At 41.9% G+C, this 23,646-nt stretch carries 21 protein-coding genes; 15 read left to right on the forward strand and 6 right to left on the reverse strand.

Features of this window, described 5'->3' with window-relative positions:
• Positions 1–55: 55 nt before the first annotated feature.
• Positions 56–1,066, reverse strand: coding sequence for a glutamine synthetase beta-grasp domain-containing protein (locus RIB15_RS14020; RefSeq protein ID WP_350202794.1), 1,011 nt, complete (start codon positions 1,064–1,066; stop codon positions 56–58).
• A gap of 280 nt (positions 1,067–1,346) precedes the next feature.
• Between RIB15_RS14020 and RIB15_RS14025 the strand changes: the two genes are divergently transcribed.
• From RIB15_RS14025 to RIB15_RS14035, 3 genes are read left to right on the forward strand one after another with little or no spacing between them, the layout of a single operon-like run.
• A complete protein-coding gene (locus RIB15_RS14025) occupies positions 1,347–2,234 on the forward strand; it encodes a 1,4-dihydroxy-2-naphthoate polyprenyltransferase (protein WP_350202795.1) in 888 nt (295 codons plus the stop codon).
• Positions 2,234–3,304 carry an o-succinylbenzoate synthase gene (menC, locus tag RIB15_RS14030; protein ID WP_350202796.1) on the forward strand — a complete coding sequence of 357 codons (1,071 nt, stop codon included), beginning with the start codon at positions 2,234–2,236 and terminating at the stop codon, positions 3,302–3,304. The genes RIB15_RS14025 and menC overlap by 1 nt, the downstream gene beginning before the upstream one ends.
• 25 nt (positions 3,305–3,329) lie before the next feature.
• Entirely contained in the window at positions 3,330–4,793 is a 1,464-nt protein-coding gene (locus RIB15_RS14035) for an AMP-binding protein (protein ID WP_350202797.1), read from the forward strand.
• A gap of 426 nt (positions 4,794–5,219) precedes the next feature.
• On the opposite strand, the gene RIB15_RS14040 is transcribed toward RIB15_RS14035, so the two are convergent.
• Together RIB15_RS14040 and RIB15_RS14045 are read right to left on the reverse strand one after the other, a co-directional pair.
• Complete coding sequence (locus tag RIB15_RS14040; protein WP_350202798.1) at positions 5,220–5,528, reverse strand: GIY-YIG nuclease family protein; 309 nt, start codon at positions 5,526–5,528, stop codon at positions 5,220–5,222.
• Between the two features lie 308 nt (positions 5,529–5,836).
• Complete coding sequence (locus RIB15_RS14045) at positions 5,837–6,799, reverse strand: integron integrase (RefSeq protein ID WP_350202799.1); 963 nt, start codon at positions 6,797–6,799, stop codon at positions 5,837–5,839.
• A 287-nt stretch (positions 6,800–7,086) separates the two neighbouring features.
• Here RIB15_RS14045 and RIB15_RS14050 point away from each other — a divergent pair, with 287 nt between their 5' ends.
• The 9 genes from RIB15_RS14050 (at position 7,087) to RIB15_RS14090 (ending at position 15,305) form a co-directional block, all read left to right on the forward strand.
• The gene (locus tag RIB15_RS14050; RefSeq protein WP_350202800.1) at positions 7,087–7,536 is read left to right on the forward strand and encodes a hypothetical protein; all 450 of its coding nucleotides are present in this window, start codon (positions 7,087–7,089) and stop codon (positions 7,534–7,536) included.
• A 141-nt stretch (positions 7,537–7,677) separates the two neighbouring features.
• Positions 7,678–8,223: a hypothetical protein gene (locus tag RIB15_RS14055; RefSeq protein WP_350202801.1), complete on the forward strand. Its 546-nt coding sequence runs from the start codon at positions 7,678–7,680 to the stop codon at positions 8,221–8,223.
• Between the two features lie 148 nt (positions 8,224–8,371).
• Positions 8,372–9,088, forward strand: coding sequence for a hypothetical protein (locus RIB15_RS14060; protein ID WP_350202802.1), 717 nt, complete (start codon positions 8,372–8,374; stop codon positions 9,086–9,088).
• Between the two features lie 161 nt (positions 9,089–9,249).
• Positions 9,250–9,819, forward strand: coding sequence for a hypothetical protein (locus RIB15_RS14065; protein ID WP_350202803.1), 570 nt, complete (start codon positions 9,250–9,252; stop codon positions 9,817–9,819).
• Between the two features lie 156 nt (positions 9,820–9,975).
• Positions 9,976–11,013, forward strand: a complete 1,038-nt coding sequence (locus tag RIB15_RS14070) for a hypothetical protein (RefSeq protein WP_350202804.1) — start codon at positions 9,976–9,978, stop codon at positions 11,011–11,013.
• A gap of 156 nt (positions 11,014–11,169) precedes the next feature.
• Positions 11,170–11,691, forward strand: a complete 522-nt coding sequence (locus tag RIB15_RS14075; protein ID WP_350202805.1) for a VOC family protein — start codon at positions 11,170–11,172, stop codon at positions 11,689–11,691.
• A 343-nt stretch (positions 11,692–12,034) separates the two neighbouring features.
• Positions 12,035–13,393 (forward strand): glutamine synthetase family protein, encoded by a 1,359-nt coding sequence (locus RIB15_RS14080; RefSeq protein WP_350202806.1) that lies wholly within the window; start codon positions 12,035–12,037, stop codon positions 13,391–13,393.
• A 12-nt stretch (positions 13,394–13,405) separates the two neighbouring features.
• Entirely contained in the window at positions 13,406–14,449 is a 1,044-nt protein-coding gene (locus RIB15_RS14085; RefSeq protein ID WP_350202807.1) for an aminoglycoside phosphotransferase/kinase family protein, read from the forward strand.
• A gap of 7 nt (positions 14,450–14,456) precedes the next feature.
• The gene (locus RIB15_RS14090; RefSeq protein WP_350202808.1) at positions 14,457–15,305 is read left to right on the forward strand and encodes an HAD-IIA family hydrolase; all 849 of its coding nucleotides are present in this window, start codon (positions 14,457–14,459) and stop codon (positions 15,303–15,305) included.
• A gap of 67 nt (positions 15,306–15,372) precedes the next feature.
• Here the strand turns inward: RIB15_RS14090 and purB are convergent, their stop codons facing one another.
• Positions 15,373–16,668, reverse strand: a complete 1,296-nt coding sequence (gene purB, locus RIB15_RS14095) for an adenylosuccinate lyase (protein WP_350202809.1) — start codon at positions 16,666–16,668, stop codon at positions 15,373–15,375.
• 296 nt (positions 16,669–16,964) lie between these two features.
• Here purB and RIB15_RS14100 point away from each other — a divergent pair, with 296 nt between their 5' ends.
• The 3 genes from RIB15_RS14100 to RIB15_RS14110 all read left to right on the forward strand — a co-directional run bounded on the left by RIB15_RS14100 (position 16,965) and on the right by RIB15_RS14110 (position 21,009).
• Positions 16,965–18,389: an ammonium transporter gene (locus RIB15_RS14100; protein ID WP_350202810.1), complete on the forward strand. Its 1,425-nt coding sequence runs from the start codon at positions 16,965–16,967 to the stop codon at positions 18,387–18,389.
• 199 nt (positions 18,390–18,588) lie between these two features.
• Entirely contained in the window at positions 18,589–19,266 is a 678-nt protein-coding gene (locus RIB15_RS14105; RefSeq protein ID WP_350202811.1) for a TorF family putative porin, read from the forward strand.
• Between the two features lie 339 nt (positions 19,267–19,605).
• Positions 19,606–21,009 (forward strand): hypothetical protein, encoded by a 1,404-nt coding sequence (locus tag RIB15_RS14110; protein WP_350202812.1) that lies wholly within the window; start codon positions 19,606–19,608, stop codon positions 21,007–21,009.
• A gap of 36 nt (positions 21,010–21,045) precedes the next feature.
• On the opposite strand, the gene RIB15_RS14115 is transcribed toward RIB15_RS14110, so the two are convergent.
• Both RIB15_RS14115 and murB read right to left on the reverse strand, forming a co-directional pair.
• Positions 21,046–22,536 carry a M48 family metalloprotease gene (locus RIB15_RS14115; protein WP_350202813.1) on the reverse strand — a complete coding sequence of 497 codons (1,491 nt, stop codon included), beginning with the start codon at positions 22,534–22,536 and terminating at the stop codon, positions 21,046–21,048.
• A 75-nt stretch (positions 22,537–22,611) separates the two neighbouring features.
• A complete protein-coding gene (gene murB, locus RIB15_RS14120) occupies positions 22,612–23,640 on the reverse strand; it encodes a UDP-N-acetylmuramate dehydrogenase (protein ID WP_350202814.1) in 1,029 nt (342 codons plus the stop codon).
• Positions 23,641–23,646 lie beyond the last annotated feature (6 nt).

Genomic DNA, 23,646 nt, shown 5'->3' on the forward strand with positions numbered 1-23,646 from the left:
GCCCTGCCTCCTTTCGGAAACAGGGCTTTTATCTTTTCAATAAGTTTTAGCCAGCTTATGAAACTGAATTTACCGTCTTAATAATACGGCCTGCTACTTTATAAGGATCTGCATTGGAAGCTGGTCGGCGATCTTCAAGGCGGCCTACCCATCCGTCTTCAACGGTTGTTACCGGAATACGAATGGAAGCACCGCGATCAGAAACACCATAACTAAATTTATCTATGGATTGTGTTTCGTGCTTACCGGTTAGTCGCTGATCGTTGTCAGCGCCATATACATCAATGTGCTCCTTAATGTAATTTCCAAAAGCATCACAAACTTGCTTCATATACTTCTCACCGCCTTCATCTCTCATTTTACCATTTGAGAAGTTGGCATGCATTCCAGAACCATTCCAGTCGGTATCGCCCAGTGGTTTTGGATGCCAGTCGATAGCCAAACCATATTTCTCAGCTGTTCTTTCAATCAGGTAGCGGGCCACCCAGATTTGATCTCCGGCACTGTGTGCACCTTTAGCAAAAATCTGGAACTCCCACTGACCAGCTGCAACCTCAGCGTTAATCCCTTCAACATTAAGACCTGCTTCAAGGCAAAGATCTAAGTGCTCGTCAATAATGTCGCGCCCAAAAGCTCTGGTACCGCCTACTCCACAATAATAGGGTCCCTGAGGTGCCGGGTATCCACCAACTGGAAATCCAAGTGGCAATCCGGTTTCAGGATCATGTAAAAAATACTCTTGTTCAAAACCGAACCAAAAATCGTCACTATCGTCATCAATTGCAGCACGTCCATTGGTTTCATGAGGTGTACCGTCAGCATTCAGTACCTCTGTCATTACCAGGAATCCGTTTTCACGGTCAGGATCAGGGAAAATAGCTACAGGTTTAAGCAAGCAATCGGAAGAATCGCCGGTAGCCTGATTGGTTGAACTACCATCAAAGTTCCATATCGGGCAGTCTTCCAGCTTTCCACTGAAATCGTGCACCACTTTGGTTTTACTTCTCAATAGCTGGGTTGGTTTGAAACCATCAAGCCATATATACTCAAGTTTGGAATACGCCATATGAATAAAAAGTTATTTTGGTGTTTCGAAATTAAACAGTGAGAATATAAAGCACTTTTAAGAAAAAGCTCAAATTATTTAATCAAAATTTTATTAACTATTAAATAATATAGCTTTTATAAATTCACACCTTAATTATTTTACCTGCAACCGCTTCCACCGAGCTGCTTACTTAATTTATTTTTTCTGTGAATTGAAATGACTTCACTTTTTAAGCCCTTTCCAAAAGTTGTATCTTCGCTCACAAAGTTATCCACAACCATTCACCAAAAATTTCACGTTGAAAGAATCAAAATTTGCACTTTGGGTTGAAGCTGCCCGTCCCAAAACCCTTGCCGCTGCGCTTGTTCCCGTATTGGTGGGAGCCTCTCTTGCATGGCAGGCAGAATCGCTAAACTGGATCAATTCTTTGGTAGCACTGGTCTGTGCATTCCTGATTCAAATAGGTACGAATTTCGCCAATGACTACTTTGACTTTGTGAAAGGTTCAGACACTGATGAGCGCATAGGATTTCGCCGGGCAACCGCTGCCGGACTCATCTCAGCCGGTGCCATGAAAAAAGCGACTATCCTGACCATGGGACTTGCCTTCTTTTTAGGACTTTACTTGGTATGGGCCGCAGGTTGGGTAGTTTTGGCAATTGGAGTTTTGTCCCTGATTTTTGGCGTGCTCTATACCGGCGGACCTTTTCCCCTGGGTTACAATGGACTGGGTGATATTTTTGTGTTCATCTTCTTCGGGATTGTAGCCGTCATGACCACTTATTACGTAAATACCCTTGAATGGTCGGAAGCTTCCTTCTGGGCCTCTCTGGCCGTAGGCGGATTATGTGTGAATATTCTGGTGGTTAACAACCTGAGGGATGTGGAGCAGGACAAAAAATCAGGCAAACGAACCATTGGCGTACTTTTTGGAGAAACCACACTGAAGCTCGAATATCTGTTGATGGTAGCTCTGGCTTTTGCCATCCCTCCCCATTTCTATGTACAGCTTGGATATAATATCTGGATTATGCTTCCTTACATCAGTCTGCCCCTGGCTGGATTCTACACGTACAGAATCTGGACGGAAAAGGATAAATCACAATTAAACCCGATGCTTGAACGAACCGCTCAGTACATGGTAGTGTTTGGTATTCTCTTCTCCATTGGAATTCTGATGAACTAATGCTGGACTATTACACATATCGCCTTCCCTTCAAGCAGCCCTTTCGCAGTGCTGTGAATACATTCTCACACCGTGAAGGCATTATCCTGGTTTACACGGAAGGTGACATCGAAGCTTATGGAGAGATCGCCCCGCTTCCCGGATTCTCTGATGAAAGTCTGACGCAGATTAAGGAAGTCCTGAAGGTAAATCACGCACACCTTCAGCAGGCCCTTCAATCCGTTGACGGGAAGCAAATGCTTCATGTCCTGGAACAAATTCATCAGTTCCCTTCCCTCAGCTTTGGTCTGGATACTTTAGTGCATGACCTGGAAGCTAAAAAGGCCGGTAAATCTCTGGGGGATTTTCTGTTCCCTGACTTCCCGGATTCTGTAATTGCCAATGGTACTTTATCTCTACAGGAACCAGCCACCGTTATAACCAAGGCAAAAGCATTGGTTCAGCAGGGTTTTAAAACCTTAAAAGTAAAAGTTGGGGAGAACTTTAATTCTGAACTGAAGCTGTTGCAGGATCTTCGAAACCAGTTTCCGAACATTACTATACGTATAGACGCCAATCAAAGCTGGGCAAAAAGTGAAGCCATACAGAATCTAAAGGCTTTGGATTCGTTGGAAATAGAGTATTGCGAACAACCGGTTCCCAAAGAAAAAATTACTGATTTAGCTGCCGTCAAAGAAGCGGTTAACATTCCCATAGCCGCCGATGAATCTTTGCGGAACAAACAGGATGCAACTGAACTATCAGAACTGGAAGCGACCAACCTATTTATTATAAAGCCTATGCTTTTGGGTACATTTGATAATATTTTCGTAACAAAAAGCACGGCTGATACTCATAATATAGAAGTGGTGGTTACCACTGTGTTGGAATCAGCGATTGGAAGAGCAATGACATCCATTCTTGCAGCGGGTTTGGGAAATCAAAAACGGGCACATGGTTTGGCTACCGGAAGCTTGTTACAAAATGACACCAGTACGGATGAATGGCTGAACCAGCCGGTGATCACATTTCCCGAAAAAGCAGGCTTGGGAATTACAGTGGATAAGGAAGGATTAAAAAAGTTATTTTAAGTATATGTTCAAATCACGGCTACATATGTTTGAGTTTAAGAAAAAGGAAACACCTCATGTGTTTCTGTCTTCTCAGCACGGTATGTACACGTATAGTGATTTAGAACGCTTCACTGCTTTTTTTAAGGATCTGGTTGAAGAAAAAGCAGACTCGCTCAAATGGCCGGTAGCTTTTCTTTCCGAATCGAGCGATATGCTGATTTTTGGCATTGCCGCCTGCTGGAAATTGGGTATCCCCTTCGTTCCCATCAATCCAAAGGTGAAAAATGAAGAACTCAAAGAATATATTGACGCGCTAAAGCCTGTTCTCATTTTTTCAGACACCAAAAACCGAAGCCGGCTTGGTGATGAAAACGTCATCAAGATGGACGAGAATTTTTTCCTTAATTCTTTTACTCATGATGTCCGGAATGTTGAACTTCCCGATCCGGATTCGATTAAAGATTCCCAGATCTTTGGATATTTCTTTACTTCAGGTACCACCAGCAAACCCAAGATTGTTCCTCTAAAACGGCGTCAGATTTTAAGTGCTGCCGAAGCTTCTGCTCAAAACTTCAAACCCGATCCCAACCATTTCTGGCTGCTCTGTCTCCCGCTGAATCACATTGGAGGCATTTCCATTATTCTCCGCTCGGTTATTTATGATACGGCTATTTACCGCCTGGGAGAATTCCACGAAGAAATGGTGAAAGAGTTTTTGGGTGAAAACAAACGCTTCCAGGCCGCATCCCTCGTTCCAACCATGCTGAAGCGCTTGCTGGATGATCCGCTTTTCAAAACACACCGTGAGTTTAAATCTATTTTACTGGGCGGCGGACCTATTTCTGAAACACTGCTGAAAAAATCGGCTGAGCGCGGCATTCCCATCGTGTCCAGTTATGGCATGACGGAAACCTGTGCCCAAATTATTGCCAATCCTCTGCTCGCTCCTTCAGGTATGTATACCCCACTGAAAAGTGTAGGCAAACCTTTTCCTCCAAATGAAATGCAGATCCGTGATGATAACGGAAAGGTGCTGGGTAAAAACCAGTCAGGTGCGCTGTGGCTGAAAGGTCCACAGGTGTTTGATGGTTATTATGACAGCGAAGAAAATGAAAACCGGTTCGACAAAGACGGCTGGTTTAACACCGGCGATTACGGTCACATGAATGGTTTCGGGCATTTGTTTATTGAATCCCGCCGAAGTGATCTCATTATTACCGGTGGCGAGAACGTGAATCCCACCGAAGTAGAAGAAGCCATGCGCAAGCTCGCCACTATTGAAGAGGCCGTGGTAATTGGCCTGCCTGATGAAGAATGGGGGCAAAAAGTAACCGCCGTAGTAACGCTTAAAAATGGTAAAACACCCGGGCTTGAAGAAATACGGGAAGAATTAAAATCTCATCTTACTGACTTCAAGATTCCTAAAGAGCTTAAGATTGTTAAAGACTTCCCTAAAACCAGCACCGGCAAGGTAAAGCGCTGGGAGCTGGTGAAGCAGTTTAAGTGAGTGGGTCATTCCTGCTCCTATCCCGTCATTCCTGTGCAGGCAGGAATCTAGTTGCTGTTTTCCAGCTCATCTGCCCTTTCATACTACAAGATCCCGGCCTACGCTGCGGGATGACTCGAAGCTATTTCTTATTTCCTAACCCTATCCCGTCATTCCACGCAGGCAGGAATCTGGTTGCTGTTTTCTACGCTCTTTTCCCTTACTTACTACAAGATCCCGGCATTCGCCGCGGGATGACTCGAAGCTATTTCTTATTTCTTAACCCTATCCTGTCATTCCTGTGGAGGCAGGAATCTGGTTGCTGTTCTCCAGCTCACCTGCCCTTTCTCACCACAAGATCCCGGCCTACGCTGCGGGATGACCGGAGTAATTTCTTACTTCCTACCCTTACTTCCTCATTCCTGCCCCGCCGGATGACTATAACTCTTAGAAGTGGAACCTTCCCCCAGAAGTGATCTCCTTCCAGAGGTCTTTCATATCCGGGTTATTAGCTCTTATCAAATTAAGCTTCCATTCTCTTTTCCATTTCTTTATCTGTTTCTCTCTCCGAATTGCTTCGTACATATTCTGGTGTGATTCGTAATAAACCAGGTTCTTTACTTCATACTTCTTAGTAAATTCTGATCCTTCTCCTTTTTTGTGCTTAAGAACACGGTTGACTAAGTCACTTGTTACGCCGGTGTATAGTACGGTTCGCTTTCTGTTTGTTAGTATGTAAACGTATCCCTCTTTCATTTTCTTTGTTTTGTACTGTGATCTTACGCCGTCATTCCTGCGGAGGCAGGAATCTGGTTGCTGTTCTCCAGCTCACCTTCCCTTTATCACCACAAGATCCCGGCATTCGCCGCGGGATGACTCGAAGCCATTTCTTATTTCTTAACCCTATCCCGTCATTCCTGTGCAGGCAGGAATCTGGTTGCTGTTTTCCAGCTCATCTGCCCTTTCATACTACAAGATCCCGGCCTACGCTGCGGGATGACCGGAGTAATTTCTTATTTCCTAACCCTATCCTATCATTCCTCCTCCTATTTCGGATGGCCGATTTACAACGCATCCACGGGGCTTTTGATGTAGTTGCCGCCTTTGTTAATCACGTGTGTGTAAATCATAGTTGTCTTCAGGTTTTTATGGCCGAGGAGCTCCTGTACGGTGCGGATGTCGTAGCCATTTTGGAGCAGATGCGTGGCAAAAGAGTGCCGGAAGGTATGACAGGTTACTTTTTTCCGTATACCTGTTTTTGTTACTGCTTTCTTTAGTTTTCGCTGGACCTGACGGCTTGAAATATGATAGCGGTGTTCTGCCCCAGTTCGTGGATCTTTTGAAATTCTTGAAGCCGGAAACAGGTATTGCCACCCCAATCTCGATTGCTCATCAGGATATTTGCGAGCGAGTGCTTTTGGCAGAAGAGCTTTTCCAAATCCATCTACCAGGTCTTTTTTGTGGATCACCTCCACTTTTTGTATTTGCCACCGAAGCTTGGGAATACTTTTCTGGGGCAATAAGCTCACCCGGTCTTTGTCTCCTTTTCCTGAACGAACCCACAATTGTTCATTTTCAAAGTCAACATCCTGCACTCGCAGCCGAAGGCATTCTGAAATTCTTATCCCGCTGCCATAAAGCAACTCACAGATCATCAGGGTTCGCCCGCGTAGTTGTTCCAGAATCATCATCGCTTCTTTGTGAGACAGAACCACCGGCAGTTTACGGGGTTTCTTTGCTCTTTTTAAATTATCGAGCTTTAGGCTTTCTCTTCCCAGAACATGCTTATAGAGAAACAGCAAGGCAGAGAGCGCCTGATTTTGGGTGCCAGCAGCCACATTTTGTTCATTAGCCAGATCATTGAGAAATTGTTCAATTTGCCTGTCCCCTAACTTTTTGGGGTGAACCGTTCCATGAAACCGTATATACCTTATAATCCAGTTGGTATAAGCCTGCTCGGTCCGGTAGCTATAATTCCTTCTTCGTATTTCTTCTCTAACACTTTGTAATAACTTCGATTTGCCCATAACGCCATTGCAAAAGTTTTCATTGTTGTTATATTGTTAGAGCGATGGGAAAGCAAATCCTTACAAAAAAGTTGGATATTATCCGACGAGGTTATGCGACATCCCCTTCGCATAAAAACCCAAAAGATGCGTTTGGGTGCTATTATGGATGATTTTCGGATGTTATACGACGTCTCATAAGATAGCCCATGTCGCATATTAATATGTTATAGCGCTAATCATTAAGAATGCGATTTCCTACTTCATTTATACTTCTTTTTATTATTCTGCTTTTGCCAGTGTATTCAATGGCACAAATACGTCCAAATTACGAGTCGGTAGTTAAGGAAGTATTGAAATTGAGTGCAGCAGAAAAAGTTGTTACAGATTCTTTGCTAATTACGTCCTACCCTAAAACAGCCGATGAGCACAAATTGCTTCATCAGATAGTTGAAAATGACTCAACTTCGGAAAAAATTTATTTACAAGGATTTCGAAACCGAGATCTACTAGTTGAGAAAAGTGTAAGAAATGGAAACTTGGAATTACTAAAAGCCCATCTAATTTTATCCATATTTATTGAAGGAGATGAAGCAATGTGGTTTGTTGAAAATCTCGACCCAATGTTAAGTGGTCCAGAAATCAGCAAAATCTGTTCGACAACTAAAGAAGTTGTTGAAGAAGTAGGTAAATCAGAATTACACTTAATCTCAGACTTGATCCAAAATTGTGAATCAGGTGCTTGGAGCAAGTACTAATCGCGCTATAACAAGGCGTTTTAAATCGGACGCGGACAGGGTGCGATGGAAACTTGATTGCCAGGAATTAATTTTGCTACTTCAACTAAATTATAATCCCCGCGCCGTTTAAACGCTGGGTCGTTATACCGCTTAATCCATATGGTAAAATCTTTTATACCAATTATAGTTTTGATTTTCATTTGGGCAAATTCTGCACTTGCTCAAAATGCAGAAGAAATTCAATCGCAACAGAAGGAAGTGATTCTACATTTTTATCAACTTCTTTTGCAAGAAACACCAGTAACTGTAAGTCAGGCTCATGAAATATTTAATCCTGAGCAGATGTGGAATATTGAATACTACGATGAAAGTCTTTCCGCAGAACAAAAATCTGCATTTTACGATGGTGATCCTGATACTTTGATTAGCCGAACATTTAAAAAGATTGATAATTATAAGTCAGACCTAATTCCGAATTATTCCAGTGAAACTTCCTTTTCCGAATTAATTGAAAGCTTTACCATAGAATTAATTAATTCAAGGGGTGATGAACAGATTAGAGTCAATCAGTATCAGGTAATTTCATCAATAGATGAGAATTGGAAAGTCATATTTGATTTCTATGGCCATCCCTTTCAACAAATTTCAAAAATTATAATTGGAGAAAGAAAAGATATCTTAAAAGAAATTGGATTATCCGATTAAACAAAGCGCGGTATAACAAGGCGTTTTAAATCGGACGCGGACGGGGTGCGATGGAACTTGACTGCCAGGAATTAATTTCGCTACTTCAACTAAATTATAATCCCCGCGCCGTTTAAACGCTGGGTCGTTAGTTGGCCTAAACCAATCTATGAGTAAAGCATTTTTAAAAATCTTTCTTGGGTTACTTTTAAGCTCTTTTTTGACTTCCTGTGCCATTCACCAGCCGATGAGTGAAATGGTTATGTTTCAACAGAAGAAAGCTCTCTCCGACTCAACTTTTTTTTCCAAATACAGTCATAGTATCGGCAGCTTCAGTTCTGACCATTTTTTGGAATCTGCGGTGTTAGATTATATCGGCTATAATTCTCAAAGTGAAAGGAAAAAACAGTATGGCAATCCCTTTGCTTTAACTACCAATTTAATCTTCTTAAATGAAAACCATCAAAACTTAGGTTTTTCTATTGCACTGGCTCCCCTAATTGCAGGAACAGGTGTTGATCTTACATATAATGTTTTTGGAAAATATTACCTGACAGCTGCCGGTGGGATGGGACGAGACTTTAGGGATTTTCAACACCAGTTTATCTTTCAGCGAAGATTAATGGACGGAAACCCCTTTGGACTTTCCCTTGGAGCTGTTTGGAGGAAAAATTATAGATATGTAAGTATCACTACAGAATCTGTATTTGGAAGTTCTCAAGATTTTTATTCTCAGTCGTTCGGAATACGTTCGGTATTTACTTTATCGCCAATTTCTGAATATGGGTCATCAAAATTATTTTTGCACGGAACTGGATCTTTCAATTATGACATTACTATGGAGGCTTTTTACCCTAAAATTGGAATATCCGTTGGCATATATTAAACCTCGGCCAACTAACAAGCGCATTAACTGGGACGCGGACGTAGCTTTGGTTTCTAGAGTTGCTTGTTTAAAATTATTAGCCGTTTATTAACTCATAATCTCCGCGCCCGTTATGCGCTGGGTCGTTAGGTGTACCTCTCTCTCTATTAAATTATAGTTGAATGTATTTTAAAAGTATTTTTGTGCTTATAGGTGTTTTAATAATCTCCTCCACTTGCTACTCCCAAAGCGATGTTAGTGTTGATAGCACTTCCTATAATAGTATAATTGGTATGGAGCGAAGTGAAGCGTATAAAAAACTTGGAGTAAGTTACTCAGGTGGTACGATTATCGGTTGGGTAGAACCTTCACCAAGACCAATCATGACACATTCTTTCGCCCATGCAACCTTTGACAGTAAAAATATCTTTATGCTCATGAGGGTAGATGATCGGAGTCACGAGAAAATGGATAGCCCCTCTTTTGTCCTCGATCAAATGATAATCAGTGCAGATAATCCTGATTACCTCATTTCATATATGGGTTGTACACTAAATGGTCAAAGTTATTATCCAGACGGGGCAATTATTGCAGTATATAAAGATAATGGGCAGAAGGTTGTAACAGATATTGAGAAGGCATGGAAGGCTAGTTTTAGGGAGAATAAATTCATTGAAATATCGCCTAAAAATATACAATGTAAGTTAACATCTGGGAGTTACATTTTGCTTGATAGTACAGAACTTAAATAAAGTACACCTAACAAGCGCATTAACTGGGGACGCGGACATAGCTTCGGATTCCGGAGTTGCTTGTTTTAACTTTTTAGCCGTTAATTAACTCATAATCTCCGCGCCCGTTATGCGCTGGGTCGTTATAGGGCTTTTTCAAATTCCATTCTACTTGATATGAATAGAGTAATAAAAAGGCAACACTCTTCAACAATTGAGAACTTCGAAAGAATTTCAGAATATGAGAATGATGTTGACCTAAAAAGTGAAATTGAGTCTGGTTTAAGTTCAATTTTCCTAATCTCAAATAAGATTCCTCTCAGAGATGTTTACGACTTCTTTTCAGGTGAAAATTTTTCGGTTCTTGAAAGTTTTGAAGAATTGGAAGCTTCTTATCATTTGGCTAAATATGGTTTTTATAAACAATCTATGGTTAGTCTTAGAATAGCATTAGATATTGGCCTATTATCAATATTTTGGTCAATAATCGGAATTGAAAGTAATAGATTTAAAGAATGGTATTCATCAAAATCTGATACGCCAAGAAAAGACAAAAATTTTTGGCAGACTTTAAACTCAAATGATAGTATTTCAAAATTTAATGAGAAGTTTGATCTAAAAGAAGAAATAGAAAGTTTAGGTGCACTATCAGACTTCGTACACACAAAGGGTTTGTGGTATTCAAATTTTTCTGATGTCAAGAGAAAAATAAAAGGTCAAGATGAATTTAAAGATTTTAAAATTTGGTTCGGTAACTTTAAAAAAGTTATAAGAATACTTGAAATACTACATTTATTAAAATACCCAACCATGTGTCTGGATTATTCAACCGAATTCCTCCTCTCCAAGTTTGGTACGCTTGATAAGATCCCTCAATTTGGAGGCGGGCTTGGTGATGAAAAAAAGTATGTTTTTTCCTTTCTATCCAAGAAAGAGAAACAATTAATTGAAGAATTGTCTAATGAAAATGAAGAGGTTCAAAACATAAAAAAATATATTTCTGAATTACCTGATTTGAGTGAAAAAGAAATAAGAACTTTGGTTTTTAAAGAACAAAAGAAAAACATTGGTAACAGCGGGTTTGATAATTGGAGCCAATACTCTCACGTATATGATCACAGAATAGATGATGAAATGAAGAATGATCTCAAAGAATGGGCACAGAAAAATAATTTAATGTCTATTGATGACATAATTAAAAATCATCAGTCATAAATTCAAAGCGCCCTATAACAATGCGTTTTAAATCGGACGCGGACGGGGTTCTATGGGAACTTGATTGCCAGGAATTAATTCCGCTACTTCAACTAACTCATAATCCCCGCGCCGTTTAAACGCCGGGTCGTTATACCAACTAATGAATTTAACATTATGATTCGCCTTCTTTTTCTCTTTGTTTTCGCTCTTTTTACCTCTCATCTATCCCTCGCTCAGACCGGGCCTAATGTTGAGAAATCAAAGAGTTTTGAACAGAGTAATGATTCTTCCCAGAATTTTCATCCACAATTACTAGCTATATCAGTAAAAAACTTAGATGCCTCAGTTAAATGGTATGCTGATGTACTTGGCTTTACCAAGATTGAAAATTATGATTTCCCTGATGATCAAATGCGACTTTCCTTTATGGAGAGAAATGGTTTTGAGCTGGAACTGATCGAAATTGCTGACACCCCTTCTTTTTCGGCACCAAATCCTGAGAACCCGGCTACCCGGCGCGGGCTTGTTAAGTTTGCCTTCTATAGTGACGTTATAGACTCTTTGTACGCCTCAGCTGTAAAAGCTGAAGCAAAGGTTCAGTCCTCGATACGTAACAGCAATCGAACGGGCGGGCGCTTTTTTATCTTACTCGACCCAGATGGAAATTGGGTCCAGGTTTTTGGCCCCGCCGAGTAGTCGGATTCTAAGGAGAAGCCTCTCTTCATTCTGCTACTGATGTTTAAAAGAAGCGAGAAAGAGTATTCAAAAGTGACTATTAAATTTCATTCAGAAGCCAGAAAAGAATTCTTTGAAAGGAATCATCTACTCTGTGGAAGACGAGCTTATCACAATAACTGCTGTCAAGCATATGAAACGAAAACCGGGTTATTGGGAGTCAAGAAAATAACCGTTGACATAACAATGCGTTTTAAATCGGATACTGAATAAAGCAGCATCTCTTCCATCATTCAAATTTCCCCTCAAAAAAGTCACTGGGTTTGGTTAGATTTGATCTCTATCAAAATGACCATCTTCAGATATGAAAAATACCAGCGAAATCCTTGAATCTCTGAAAGCTTCCGATATCCAAAAAGTGAAGCTTGCCATTACCGACATTGACGGGATTCTGCGGGGGAAACTAATCTCAAAAGATAAATTCTTTAAAACCGTTAACGACAAGCTGGGCTTTTGTAACGTAGTGTTTGGCTGGGATGCAAACGATGCCGTTTATGACAACTCGGAAGTCACCGGCTGGCATACCGGCTTCCCGGATTCTATGGCCAGTATCGACCTTATCACTTTCCGTAAGATTCCCTGGGACAATAATACTCCTTTCTTTCTGGGCGATTTCCACCAGTCGGAGGATATAGAAGATGTTTGTCCGAGATCACTGCTTAAAAAAATAGCTGCTCAATCCGGGGAAATGGGTTTTATTCCCAAATTCTCCAATGAGTTTGAATGGTTTAACTTCAAGGAAACACCTCAATCCCTGAAGGATAAAGACGGCATCAAACCCACTCCCCTTACTCCGGGTATGTTTGGATATTCAATCCTAAGGTCTTCCCAGAACTCTGAATATTTTAATGAGCTTTTTGATTTGCTGACAAAATTCGGCATTCCCATCGAAGGCATTCACACTGAAACCGGAGATGGAGTATACGAAGCCTGCATAGAATATACCGATGTACTGGAGGCAGCGGACCGTGCGGTGCTCTTTAAAACCGGGGTGAAGGAAATTGCCTATCGCCATGAGATTATTGCCAGCTTTATGGCCAAGTGGAATACGAATCTTCCGGGTTGCAGCGGGCATATTCACCAAAGCCTGTGGGATGAGAAAGAAAAGAATAACCTTTTCTTTGATGGCAAGGATTCAAACAAAATGAGCGATACGCTGAAGCATTATCTGGCCGGACAACTGCATTGTCTGCCACACATCCTGCCGATGTATGCGCCTACCGTTAACAGCTATAAACGCCTGGTGGAAGGTTCCTGGGCAGCCACTTCGGTAAGCTGGGGCATTGAAAACCGGACGACAGCAATGCGTGTAATCAATCATGGCGAAGATTCCATGCGGCTGGAAACCCGCGTTCCCGGTGCCGATGCAAATCCGTATCTGTCTATGGCAGCGAGCCTGGCTTCGGGCTTGTATGGCATCAAAAACAAACTGCCTCTGAACATTGAGCCTACCCAAGGAAATGAATATGACAATGAGGCTACCCTCTCCCTTCCGAAGACACTTACAGAAGCAACGGAACAGATGAAATCTTCGGATATTGCTACAGAATTGTTTGGAGAGTCATTTGTGAATCACTTTATTAAAACTCGCGAATGGGAATGGCAACAGTTCAACAGCAAAGTGACCGACTGGGAATTAAAACGCTATTTTGAAATTATTTAACCTACGTTTTTTATGTCATTTATTGATTTTAATGAGATTGTAAAGGAAGCCTGGCGAGCGTACGATCCAACCCGCACTATTATTACCATTACCGATATCAGTGCCAAGGTTTCTACCAATCACGTATACCGGGTTACCTTTAAGGATGGGAATATCATCATTGCCAAGCTGTCCTATTTCGGGAAGTACGAGCACTTTGTGGAAGATCACTCGATTATCAATTCGCTTTCCAACAACCTGCCCGATCCGTTTGAAAATTTCCTGGCCCGTTCCCTCATCAAAGAGAATTCTCTGTTTGTACATCGCCATACGGATGATGTAATTGATGCCTGGGTGGTCTTTTACCGGCCGATTAAAATCAAGCGTAAGCTCCCAAAACGACTGAATGAAGATCAAATCCAAAAGCTGGCGAAGGAGTTTGCCCGTTTTCATAAGGCGTGTCACACCATTCGGAATACCCTGCCTCCCTCTTCTAAAACACTTAAGGTGGATGTGGAACATTTGCTGGAAATCATGCGAACGGATTCTGGTCAGCACGAATTCAGGATGCATCACGAACAAATTGAAAAGCACTGCAACCTTTTTCTGGAAAACGTAGATAAGCTGGATGCCAATAACCTGGATACCATCCCTGTTTTCGTGGACTGGAACATTGGCAACTTCTCAGTCAACCCGCAATTCAAGCTGTTTTCCCGCTGGGATTATGACTGGTTCCGAATGAGTTCCCGTATGATCGATTTCTACTTTTTTGCCCGGATTTCTTCGGATGTAGGCGACCGAACCGTATTCAGTTACGATGTAGATCCACTTATGGAAGATCGTTTTATTGTCTTCCTGAAAGCTTATCACAAAGAATATCCGCTTACCGAAACTGAAATCCGTTTTCTGAAAGAAGCCTACCGCTTTTTTATTCTGAATTATGTTGTTAAATATGGCAAGTATTTCTTCCACGAGATTTTTGCCACCAAGCTACAGCAGGAAGCATATGAGCGATATCTTCCCCTGCTCGACAAGAAATTTGATCCCGAACCTCTTCTAAACGCATTGCACTTATAACATGAACATGAGAACCCCCTCCTTTCGCGAGATCGCAAAAAACTTTAAAGTTATATTTCTGGATTCCTATGGCGTGCTTAAGAACCATAAGGGCTTGATTGAAGGCGTGCCTGAAACCATCGCTTTTTTGCGGGAAGAAGGCATCACCTTTCGGGTGTTAACCAATGATGCCTCCCGAAGTCAACACCAACAGGCGGTAGTATTTGATCAGCTGGGACTAAAGGATCTTGACGAGGAAGAAATCATCACTTCCGGCATGCTGGCCAAGCAGTTCCTTCAGCATAAAATCAAAGAAGGGAAAATCGCCTACCTGGGAACAGAGAATTCTGCCGAGTATATTCTACAATCCGGGTTGGAGCACATTGCCGTTCGAAATATCGACCTTAATAACCTGGATGATATTTCCGCTTTTGTGTTTCTGGATGATGAGGGATTTGACTGGAATACCGATATTGACACCACCGTGAATTTCCTGCGCCGCAAAACCGTGCCCGTAATCGTTGCCAACTCGGATAAATACTATCCGGTCTCAAAAAATGACGTTTCTGTAGCCACCGGCGGCATTGCCAAACTGTGCGAGAGTATGCTGAACAAGAAATTTATCCATTTCGGCAAACCCGATACCCAGATGTTCAACTACGCTTTTGAGCACATCAACCAAAACGGACAAATATTCGACAAAGAAGAAATCCTGATGGTTGGCGATACACTAAGTACCGACATCTTAGGTGGCAATAAGTTTGGGCTGAAAACCATGCTGGTTCTGTCTGGTAACACCCGCGCTGAAAATGCGGATCTCTGGATCAATTCTTCCGGCATCATTCCGGATTATATCTGCGATTCTATCCTGGGATAATTTCTGGTTTAAACCTGAAAATACTCCAGATAGCCTGTTTAATAGCCAGCTGGTGGTAAATTTTGATTTATTTCAGACCAACCCGTTCAAAAATCACATCCACATTGCGGGTATGATGATTCAGGTCGAAAGCTTCATTAATCTCATCCTGACTTAAAGCTTCCGTAACGTTCTCATCAGCTTCAACAATGGGTTTGAACAGAGTCTGCTCTTCCCATGATTTCATTGCCAGAGGCTGAACGGTGTCGTAAGCTTTTTCCCTTGGCATTCCTTTATCGATCAGCTTGTGGAGTAGGCGCTGAGAAAATACCAATCCTTGTGTTTTCCAGATGTTGGATTCCATATTATCCTCAAATACCACCAGGTTCTCAATCACTCCGGCAAAACGATTCAGCATATAATCCAGTAAGGTGGTAGCATCTGGCAGGATAATCCGTTCGGCCGATGAGTGAGAAATATCCCGTTCGTGCCAAAGCGGGATGTTTTCATAAGCGGTAACCATATATCCTCTCAACACACGGGCACAGCCTGAGATATTTTCAGAACTGATAGGGTTTCGTTTATGCGGCATAGAAGATGAGCCCTTCTGTCCTTTGCGGAATGCTTCTTCCGCTTCCCGAAGCTCACTGCGCTGCAGGTGGCGAACTTCCACGGCCATCTTTTCCATAGTAGAACCAATCAGTGCCAGCGTTGACAAATAATAGGCGTGTCGGTCACGCTGTAAGGTTTGGGTTGAAATTGGCGCCGGTTCCAACCCCAGTTTCTCGCAGGTATATTTTTCAACTTCAGGTGGTATGTTGGCAAAAGTTCCAACCGACCCGGATAATTTACCGAACTCAACATCGGCAGCCGCCTTTTTAAACCGTTCGAGATTTCTTTCCATCTCTGCATACCAAAGTGCACATTTCAGACCGAAAGTTGTTGGCTCAGCGTGGATACCGTGCGTGCGCCCCATCATTACGGTGTACTTATGCTTTTTTGCTTTTTCGGCTAGTACATCAACGATTCGCTCCAGGCCTTCCAGCAAGATAGCATTGGCCTTCTTCAGACGAACCCCCCAGGCGGTATCAACCACATCAGTTGAGGTTAATCCATAATGCACCCATTTCTTTTCATCGCCGAGCGTTTCGGATACCGCACGGGTAAAGGCAACCACGTCATGTCGGGTTTCGGCTTCAATCTCTTTAATACGGTCTACATCAAAAGAGGCGTTTTCGTAGAGTTTATCGACATCCTCCATCGGTATTTTACCGAGCTTGGCCCATGCCCAGCAAGCCGCTAATTCTACCTCCAGCCAGGCTTGAAATTGTTGTTCATCTGTCCAAAGGTCAGACATTTCCTTGCGGGAATAGCGAGCGATCATGCGATATTTTTTTTGAATTAAAAATTACCTGCTAAAGATAATGCTTTTCTTTTTCAGGATTAAAAAAGGATTCAACTAAAAAAGTGAAAGGGCTTTTCTCACCGATACAAACCATTAAAATCGCTTCCATAACTAAATACGTAATTACTTGCACTGCATGTTTTTAAATAATGTTTATGATGTATTATTATTAAAAAAATATGTTTGATTATTAATTTTGCCTAACTATTTTAACTAACGATTTAATTAATCATTTTAGCTTTCACTCACTCAACCTTAATTAAAAGACTTATAACATGAAGTTACGATATGGAATAATCTTAACCACACTCATGCTGCTTTTTGCGGATCCCGCTCTGGCAGTTTCGGAAGGTGCAAACGTAGCCAATGATGAAGTAGAAGTAGCCAATAATGATACTTTTCAGGCTTACGGAAATGAATACTCAACCATCGATGAATTCAAGGCATCAACGGATTACATCAAATTCATTATCGATAATCTTTGGATTTTGATTGCAGCATTTATGGTATTGATGATGCACCTGGGTTTTGCTACAGTAGAAAGCGGACTTACTCAGGCCAAGAATGCCGTTAATGTAATCTATAAGAATGTGTTCATCCTCACGGTAGGGATCATTCTTTATGCGTTCATTGGATTTCAAATAATGTACCCCGGCGACTTTAATGGTTTCTTCGGTTTTGGTGGGTTCGGCATTGGGTTTGATCCATCAGATCCTGTTGGTATGCTTACTCCGGCTTATGGACTGGATATGACTATCTGGACGGATTTCATCTTCCAGGCTATGTTTGCAGCAACTGCAGCTACTATTGTTTCAGGTTGCGTTACCGGCAGGATTAAGCTTCCCTCTTTTATGCTTTTTGGGGTACTGCTGCTCGCATTCTGCTATCCGGTAACGGGAAGCTGGCACTGGGGTGGCGGCTGGTTGTCCGAACTTGGATTCTATGACTTTGCCGGTTCTACCCTTGTTCATGCCGTAGGTGGTTTTGCAGGACTCGCTTGTGTACTTCTTTTAGGACCCCGTACAGGTAAATATGAAGGTGGAAAGATTCATGGTATCCCGGCTCACAATATTCCTTTAGCAACTATTGGTGTATTTCTGCTTTTCCTTGGCTGGTTTGGATTTAATGGTGGTTCTGTACTCAGTGCAGATCCCGAAACTGTTTCCTATGTATTCGTAACCACTGCTTTGGCAGCCTGTGCCGGTGCATTGGCTTCTATGATCACCACACAAATCACCATGAAGTCGCTGGATGCCCCTATGGCCCTGAATGGTATTTTGGCAGGATTGGTGGGAATTACCGCAGGCGCGGATGTTGTCTCGCTTACTGATGCTGTTTTAATCGGTGCCATTGCCGGTGTACTGGTAGTACTCGCCATCCTGATGTTTGACAAGTTAAGAATTGATGACCCTGTTGGTGCCATCTCCGTACACGGTGTTTGTGGTATTTGGGGAACTCTTGCTGTAGGAATTTTCTCTGCTGACTACAGCTTTGGAATCCAGTTGCTTGGAACATTATCTATTGCTGCATTTACCTTCATATTTTCTTTGATCGTATTCGGAGCTATAAAAGCTACCATTGGTGTCCGGGTTTCTAAAGAAGTTGAATCCGACGGACTCGATATTTCGGAGCATAAAAATCATGCTTATCCAGATTTCTCACCTGTTAAGACTTCAGAATTGGGAGCTTTTGCCGACTAAGGCGCAGGCTTGACCTAAATTTCATTTGATTCTCCTTACCCGGTTCGGTTAATCAGGCCGGGTAAGACAGAATCTAATTTCACTCAATTAACTCTCACTAACATATCTCTATTCACTTGATATGTCCCAACCATTGCTGTGTCCATAAATCACAGCAAATACACTCACTCACAAAACTTATTAGAAGAGGACTATTAACATGAAAACTTCAAACAAAATATCAACAATTCTTAAAGCACTTTCCCTTGGTTTTGTCATCATAATGCTATTCGGACTTACAGATCTGAACACGGTAAAAGCTCAGGAATTCAGTACCGGTGTAGATTTGTATAGCACTTATGTATGGCGTGGTGTTTCCTACTCAGGTCCATCTTTACAGCCGGCCGTAGAATTTAGCAGCGGTGGTTTTGCCATTGGTGCCTGGGGCTCACAAGGCTATGATGGCTTTCAGGAAATGGATCTTTATGCAGGTTACAGCTTCGACTTTGGGTTAAGCCTTGGTGTTACCGATTACTGGTACCCTGGAGCTGCAGGTTCTGGTCCGTGGTTAGATGGTGACAGTCATGCCTATGAACTCAACCTTGGATATAGCGTTGAAGATTTTTCCCTGTCAGGAAATTATATTTTTGCAGGTGAAGGCTCTGTAGGAAATGACATTTATTTTGAAGCCAGCTACTCATTTAATGAAGCCAGCATATTCCTTGGTGCCGGAGATGGGTGGCATAGCTCAGATACCGAATTCGCATTGGTCAACGTGGGCGTTAGCACCAGCAAGGATATCGTAATTACCGATACATTTACCATTCCATTAAGTGGTGCGGTGATCTTTAACCCGGATACAGAACAGCTCTATATTTTAGCTGGCCTATCATTCTAAGATAAACGAAAAAGCTACTTTTCTACTTAACAACTTAGCTAACTAAGGCCGGGTAATCAGGATCGATGCCCGGCTTTCTTTTTCACTGAACTGGAATTTTAAGGATTCTCCCCTTTTCAACTGTCTCATCAGGTTGCACCTTACTGATAATAGCTACATCCATAAACAGATATTGAAATTGTACTCATGACCAGGCATAGCGCTGCTTTCGCGTCTGACTTCAAAAAAGATGCTTCAACAAATTTTTTTTCAGGATATATGAATTCATTTTAGAAAGCGATAATATTAATTATACCGGTTGTTAACCTGTAATAATTGAACAATCATATTCATATTAACATGAAACTTCTACGTAGGCTCAGCATCATACTCACCCTCCTTATTATATCAAATCCTGTACTTGCACAGAATAATTCTTCTGCCGTTGACGAAATAAGAGGAAATGCTGCTGAAGCAAGAGAAAACGTTAAAAAGGCAAAAACAGCATATACAGAATATTTAAAAAACCCGGACAGAAACCGATCTAAACTTAATGAAGCTCAGAAATATATTAGCAACGGCTATTGGTCCGCTATTGGATATTCATACATTGGAGGAGATAATGATGTTAAAAGCTACCTTTTACACGGTGCCATACAGCGAGCTGTGGCCCGGGAATTTATGAAAAAAGATCTTATCACTCCGGGTGGATACAATCGTAATGCGGCCAATAAAGAACAAGTGACCTCATCTTTCCTGCATGTCTACTATAATGCATATGAAAAGTCCAAAACGGCAACCCAACAGGATCAAATTACCCGGGACTTAGATGCTGCTGTTCTTTTATTATCTGAATTATCTAACCTGTATGTGGAAAATCAGGATTATGTTCCTGCCTTTTATGTAAATCGTCAACTTTTGGATCATGCCGAGAAAATGATGAAGATAATTCCGGAAAATCATCCGAATTACTTGGTGAACAAAAAATACCTGGAAGAAAGAACCATATTAATGGGATTTATTGCACTGAATATTAAAAATGCTGAGCGTATCACGGAGCTGCGGGCAGAATCGTTTCTCGAGAGAAATCCGGTACCAGAGGCCTATGAGTTCTACATTCGCAGAAGTACTACCTACGCCGACTCAATTGTTCAGGTAGCATATACTAGGTTTCCTGATAATCATATGATCATGGGGGCCATATTGAATTATTTTACCCGAACTCAACAATATGAAGCTGGTCTTCAAATGTTTGAACCTAGAGTGTTGACCGAGAATGTTCCAACCATATATCTTAATACCCTGGGGCGGTATCATACCGAACTAGTTTCAAAATATTTCGCAATCAATAATCCTCAAAAGGCCGGTTCACATAAGGAATCGGCGATCAGCTACTTTAGTAGAACACTGAAAGAAAATCCGGACGAATTTGATGCAAATGCGAATATGGGAATTTTATATTATCAAATGGCTTATCATTTTGGCCAGCAGCTACAACAACTCAACCAAGTTGAAACCGATACAACCGCACAAAAAGAATGGGACCGGTTGACGGGCTTGATAAACGAGCATTTGGGGTACGGTTACCCCTATTTAGTCCGGGCTGAGAAAGTGAACCCCAACGACGAAATTGTTCTCTCTGCCTTAGTGACGATATTTAGACAACGCAACGATATCACTACGGCAGAGTATTTAGAGAAGAGGATTGCCTATCTGCAAAATGGCGGTAAATTCATTGAATCCTACTTTAAAAAGAACGGGTAATCGTCATCCTTCTCATCGCAACACTCAATAAATTTTTTACTGAACCGGAATTTTAAGGATTCTCCCCTTTTCAACCGTCTCATCAAGCTTAACCTGATTAATTATCGCTACATCTAGCGGCTCTATATCCATTGGTAAATCTGCGGGTAAAAACTCTGCAAACGGTGCGGTTCGGGATGCGGGCCTGAGATTAATTCTAACAGGATCAATACCCAGAATAGAAGCGTCGTTCAACTCGGTGAAACCAGCCGGTATAGATGCAAATTCTCCCTCATACACCGGAAACTGAGATGCAGAAGTGTAGCTCAGGAAATTGTAGATATTACCCTGAAACTCAATGGCGGTAATCTGAATCTGTAATTCCGTGCTATCCTGAGCTATAGCTGACGCAAATGCCTGATACCCGTCTAACCCATTTTCGGTGTACGAATACTGATCCAATATTGTAATTCCCTCCTGATTCAGAAAAGACTGTACGGAGTTTCGGGCAGAGTTATTTTTAGAATCAATAGTAAACTGCGTGATCGCTGTTTGTTCTTCATTGACCAATATAACGGATGAAGGCTGATTATATACCTGAAGTCTGGCCGGTACTGGGAACTGAAATTTAAGATCAGGATGATAAAAGGTACCGTCTCTCTCAAAACCCTGGCGTGGATTATTTCCAAAAACGATGTTTTCGATCATATTCAAAAACTCTTCATCATCTAATATCGTCTGCTCATAACCTTGTTCTTCCCATTTTTTTGCCAGTTCGGGAATTGTTTTTTCCCGCTCGCCCGGATCGGGGTGGCTTGACAGCAAAGTAGGTACTCCTCCGCCAGAACTTTCTGAGATTCGTTCAAGGGAATTAAAAAACTCTGCTCCCTCTGCCGCCTGATAGTTTTTCATAGCTGAATACTCCACACCTAATGCATCTGATTCACGCTCATCATCCCTTCCATACTTCAGAAACATAAGCTGAGCCGTTTGGCTGCTGAGCTGAAGGATATTACCACCGTCAAAACCCAGAGATTGTCCCAGCACGGCTCCGCCAAGAACAGCTATTTGTCCGATTTGCTGTTCAACAGCTCTTTGGGAAGCATGCCTTGCTGCCACGTGACCAATTTCATGGCCTAAAACAACAGCAAGCTGAGCTTCATTATTTAAATGGGCCAGTAATCCACGTGTCACATATATATATCCACCGGGCAGGGCAAACGCATTCACAACAGGGCTATCCAAAACCCGGAAGGTAAATTCAGTATCCTTAAATTTTTGAGGGGTATCATCTCTTCTCAAGTGACTCACCTCGAGCAGGGATTGCCCCAATTCAGATACGTAATTCGATAGCTGTTCATTCTCATAAACCCCATACTGAGCAATAATCTCCTTATCAGCATTGGCCCCAATCTGCTCCTCTTCTTCCCAGCTATATCCAAAAGCACGTTTGTTACCGGAAACAGGGTTTTTCTCCAGGGTTACACATCCACTTGCAATAACAGCAAATGCCAAAAGAAGGGTGACAAAAAACGATCTCGACTTCATAAATTTCATAATGATTAACTCTAGATTTCAATTGATCTAAGTGAATTTGAACGAATAATGTTTCCAGATTCCAACCTAAGAAACAATATTTACTTCTGGAGTAAGCAGAACACCAAACCTGTCTTTAACTGAAACCTGAATTTTCTGTGCCAGATTCCATATCTCCTTTCCGGTAGCTTTCCCGTAGTTCACAATTACCAAAGCCTGCATTTTGTGAACCCCGGCATCGCCAAACCTTTTTCCTTTCCACCCGCACTGATCAATAAGCCATGCAGCCGGTACTTTTACTTTTTCTCCATCCGGGTAAGATGGAATTTCCGGATACGCTGACTTCAGGTCCTGAAACTGATTTTTTGTGATCACAGGATTCTTGAAAAAGCTTCCGGTATTTCCAATTTCTGTAGGATCGGGAAGCTTACTTTGGCGAATCTCAATCACCGCCTGACTTATATCTTTAATCGATGGGTCGCCGATACCCTCTTCTTCCAGCTTTTCTGAAAGCGCACGGTATGATGTATTTAGCGTCGGTGATTTCTGCAGCTTCAGCCTCACATTAACAATCACAAACCGGCCTTTTAACTCATTTTTGAAAACACTGTCCCTGTAACCAAAACGGCATTCGTCTTTGCTGAAAGATTTTACCTCTCCGGTTTCCAGCTCAACCGCTTCGAGGGAATCAAACACTTCTTCCAGCTCTACTCCATAAGCTCCGATATTTTGAATGGGAGCCGCGCCTACCGACCCCGGAATCAGCGAAAGATTTTCAATTCCGCCCCATCCTTTCTCAACACAATACAAAACCAGTTGATGCCAGTTTTCTCCAGCTCCTGCATTCAGCTTTACTTGTATTTCATCTTCATGTTCAATCGATATCCCTTTTATATCAACATGGATAACAAGTCCATCATAATCGCTGACAAATAACACATTACTTCCCCCGCTGATTATAAATTTCGGAGTGTTATAAAACCGGGTGTCAGCAAGCAGGTTTTTCAGTTCTTCAACCGATTTTACAGAAACAAAATAACGGGCCTTTGCGGCAATACCCATTGTGTTATAATCGGAGAGATTAAAATTTTCCTGAATGGAAAATGACTGGCTCATAAAATA

Source organism: Gracilimonas sp. (assembly GCF_040218225.1).
GTDB lineage: Bacteria > Bacteroidota > Rhodothermia > Balneolales > Balneolaceae > Gracilimonas.

Bases quoted from the DNA above. Each gene is read 5' to 3' on its own strand.
- RIB15_RS14020 (WP_350202794.1), bottom strand. From the start codon at position 1,066: ATGGCGTATTCCAAACTTGAGTATATATGGCTTGATGGTTTCAAACCA.
- menC (WP_350202796.1), top strand. From the start codon at position 2,234: ATGCTGGACTATTACACATATCGCCTTCCCTTCAAGCAGCCCTTTCGC.
- RIB15_RS14035 (WP_350202797.1), top strand. From the start codon at position 3,330: ATGTTTGAGTTTAAGAAAAAGGAAACACCTCATGTGTTTCTGTCTTCT.
- RIB15_RS14040 (WP_350202798.1), bottom strand. From the start codon at position 5,528: ATGAAAGAGGGATACGTTTACATACTAACAAACAGAAAGCGAACCGTA.
- RIB15_RS14045 (WP_350202799.1), bottom strand. From the start codon at position 6,799: ATGGGCAAATCGAAGTTATTACAAAGTGTTAGAGAAGAAATACGAAGA.
- RIB15_RS14050 (WP_350202800.1), top strand. From the start codon at position 7,087: ATGGCACAAATACGTCCAAATTACGAGTCGGTAGTTAAGGAAGTATTG.
- RIB15_RS14055 (WP_350202801.1), top strand. From the start codon at position 7,678: ATGGTAAAATCTTTTATACCAATTATAGTTTTGATTTTCATTTGGGCA.
- RIB15_RS14060 (WP_350202802.1), top strand. From the start codon at position 8,372: ATGAGTAAAGCATTTTTAAAAATCTTTCTTGGGTTACTTTTAAGCTCT.
- RIB15_RS14065 (WP_350202803.1), top strand. From the start codon at position 9,250: ATGTATTTTAAAAGTATTTTTGTGCTTATAGGTGTTTTAATAATCTCC.
- RIB15_RS14070 (WP_350202804.1), top strand. From the start codon at position 9,976: ATGAATAGAGTAATAAAAAGGCAACACTCTTCAACAATTGAGAACTTC.
- RIB15_RS14075 (WP_350202805.1), top strand. From the start codon at position 11,170: ATGATTCGCCTTCTTTTTCTCTTTGTTTTCGCTCTTTTTACCTCTCAT.
- RIB15_RS14080 (WP_350202806.1), top strand. From the start codon at position 12,035: ATGAAAAATACCAGCGAAATCCTTGAATCTCTGAAAGCTTCCGATATC.
- RIB15_RS14085 (WP_350202807.1), top strand. From the start codon at position 13,406: ATGTCATTTATTGATTTTAATGAGATTGTAAAGGAAGCCTGGCGAGCG.
- RIB15_RS14090 (WP_350202808.1), top strand. From the start codon at position 14,457: ATGAGAACCCCCTCCTTTCGCGAGATCGCAAAAAACTTTAAAGTTATA.
- purB (WP_350202809.1), bottom strand. From the start codon at position 16,668: ATGATCGCTCGCTATTCCCGCAAGGAAATGTCTGACCTTTGGACAGAT.
- RIB15_RS14100 (WP_350202810.1), top strand. From the start codon at position 16,965: ATGAAGTTACGATATGGAATAATCTTAACCACACTCATGCTGCTTTTT.
- RIB15_RS14105 (WP_350202811.1), top strand. From the start codon at position 18,589: ATGAAAACTTCAAACAAAATATCAACAATTCTTAAAGCACTTTCCCTT.
- RIB15_RS14110 (WP_350202812.1), top strand. From the start codon at position 19,606: ATGAAACTTCTACGTAGGCTCAGCATCATACTCACCCTCCTTATTATA.
- RIB15_RS14115 (WP_350202813.1), bottom strand. From the start codon at position 22,536: ATGAAGTCGAGATCGTTTTTTGTCACCCTTCTTTTGGCATTTGCTGTT.
- murB (WP_350202814.1), bottom strand. From the start codon at position 23,640: ATGAGCCAGTCATTTTCCATTCAGGAAAATTTTAATCTCTCCGATTAT.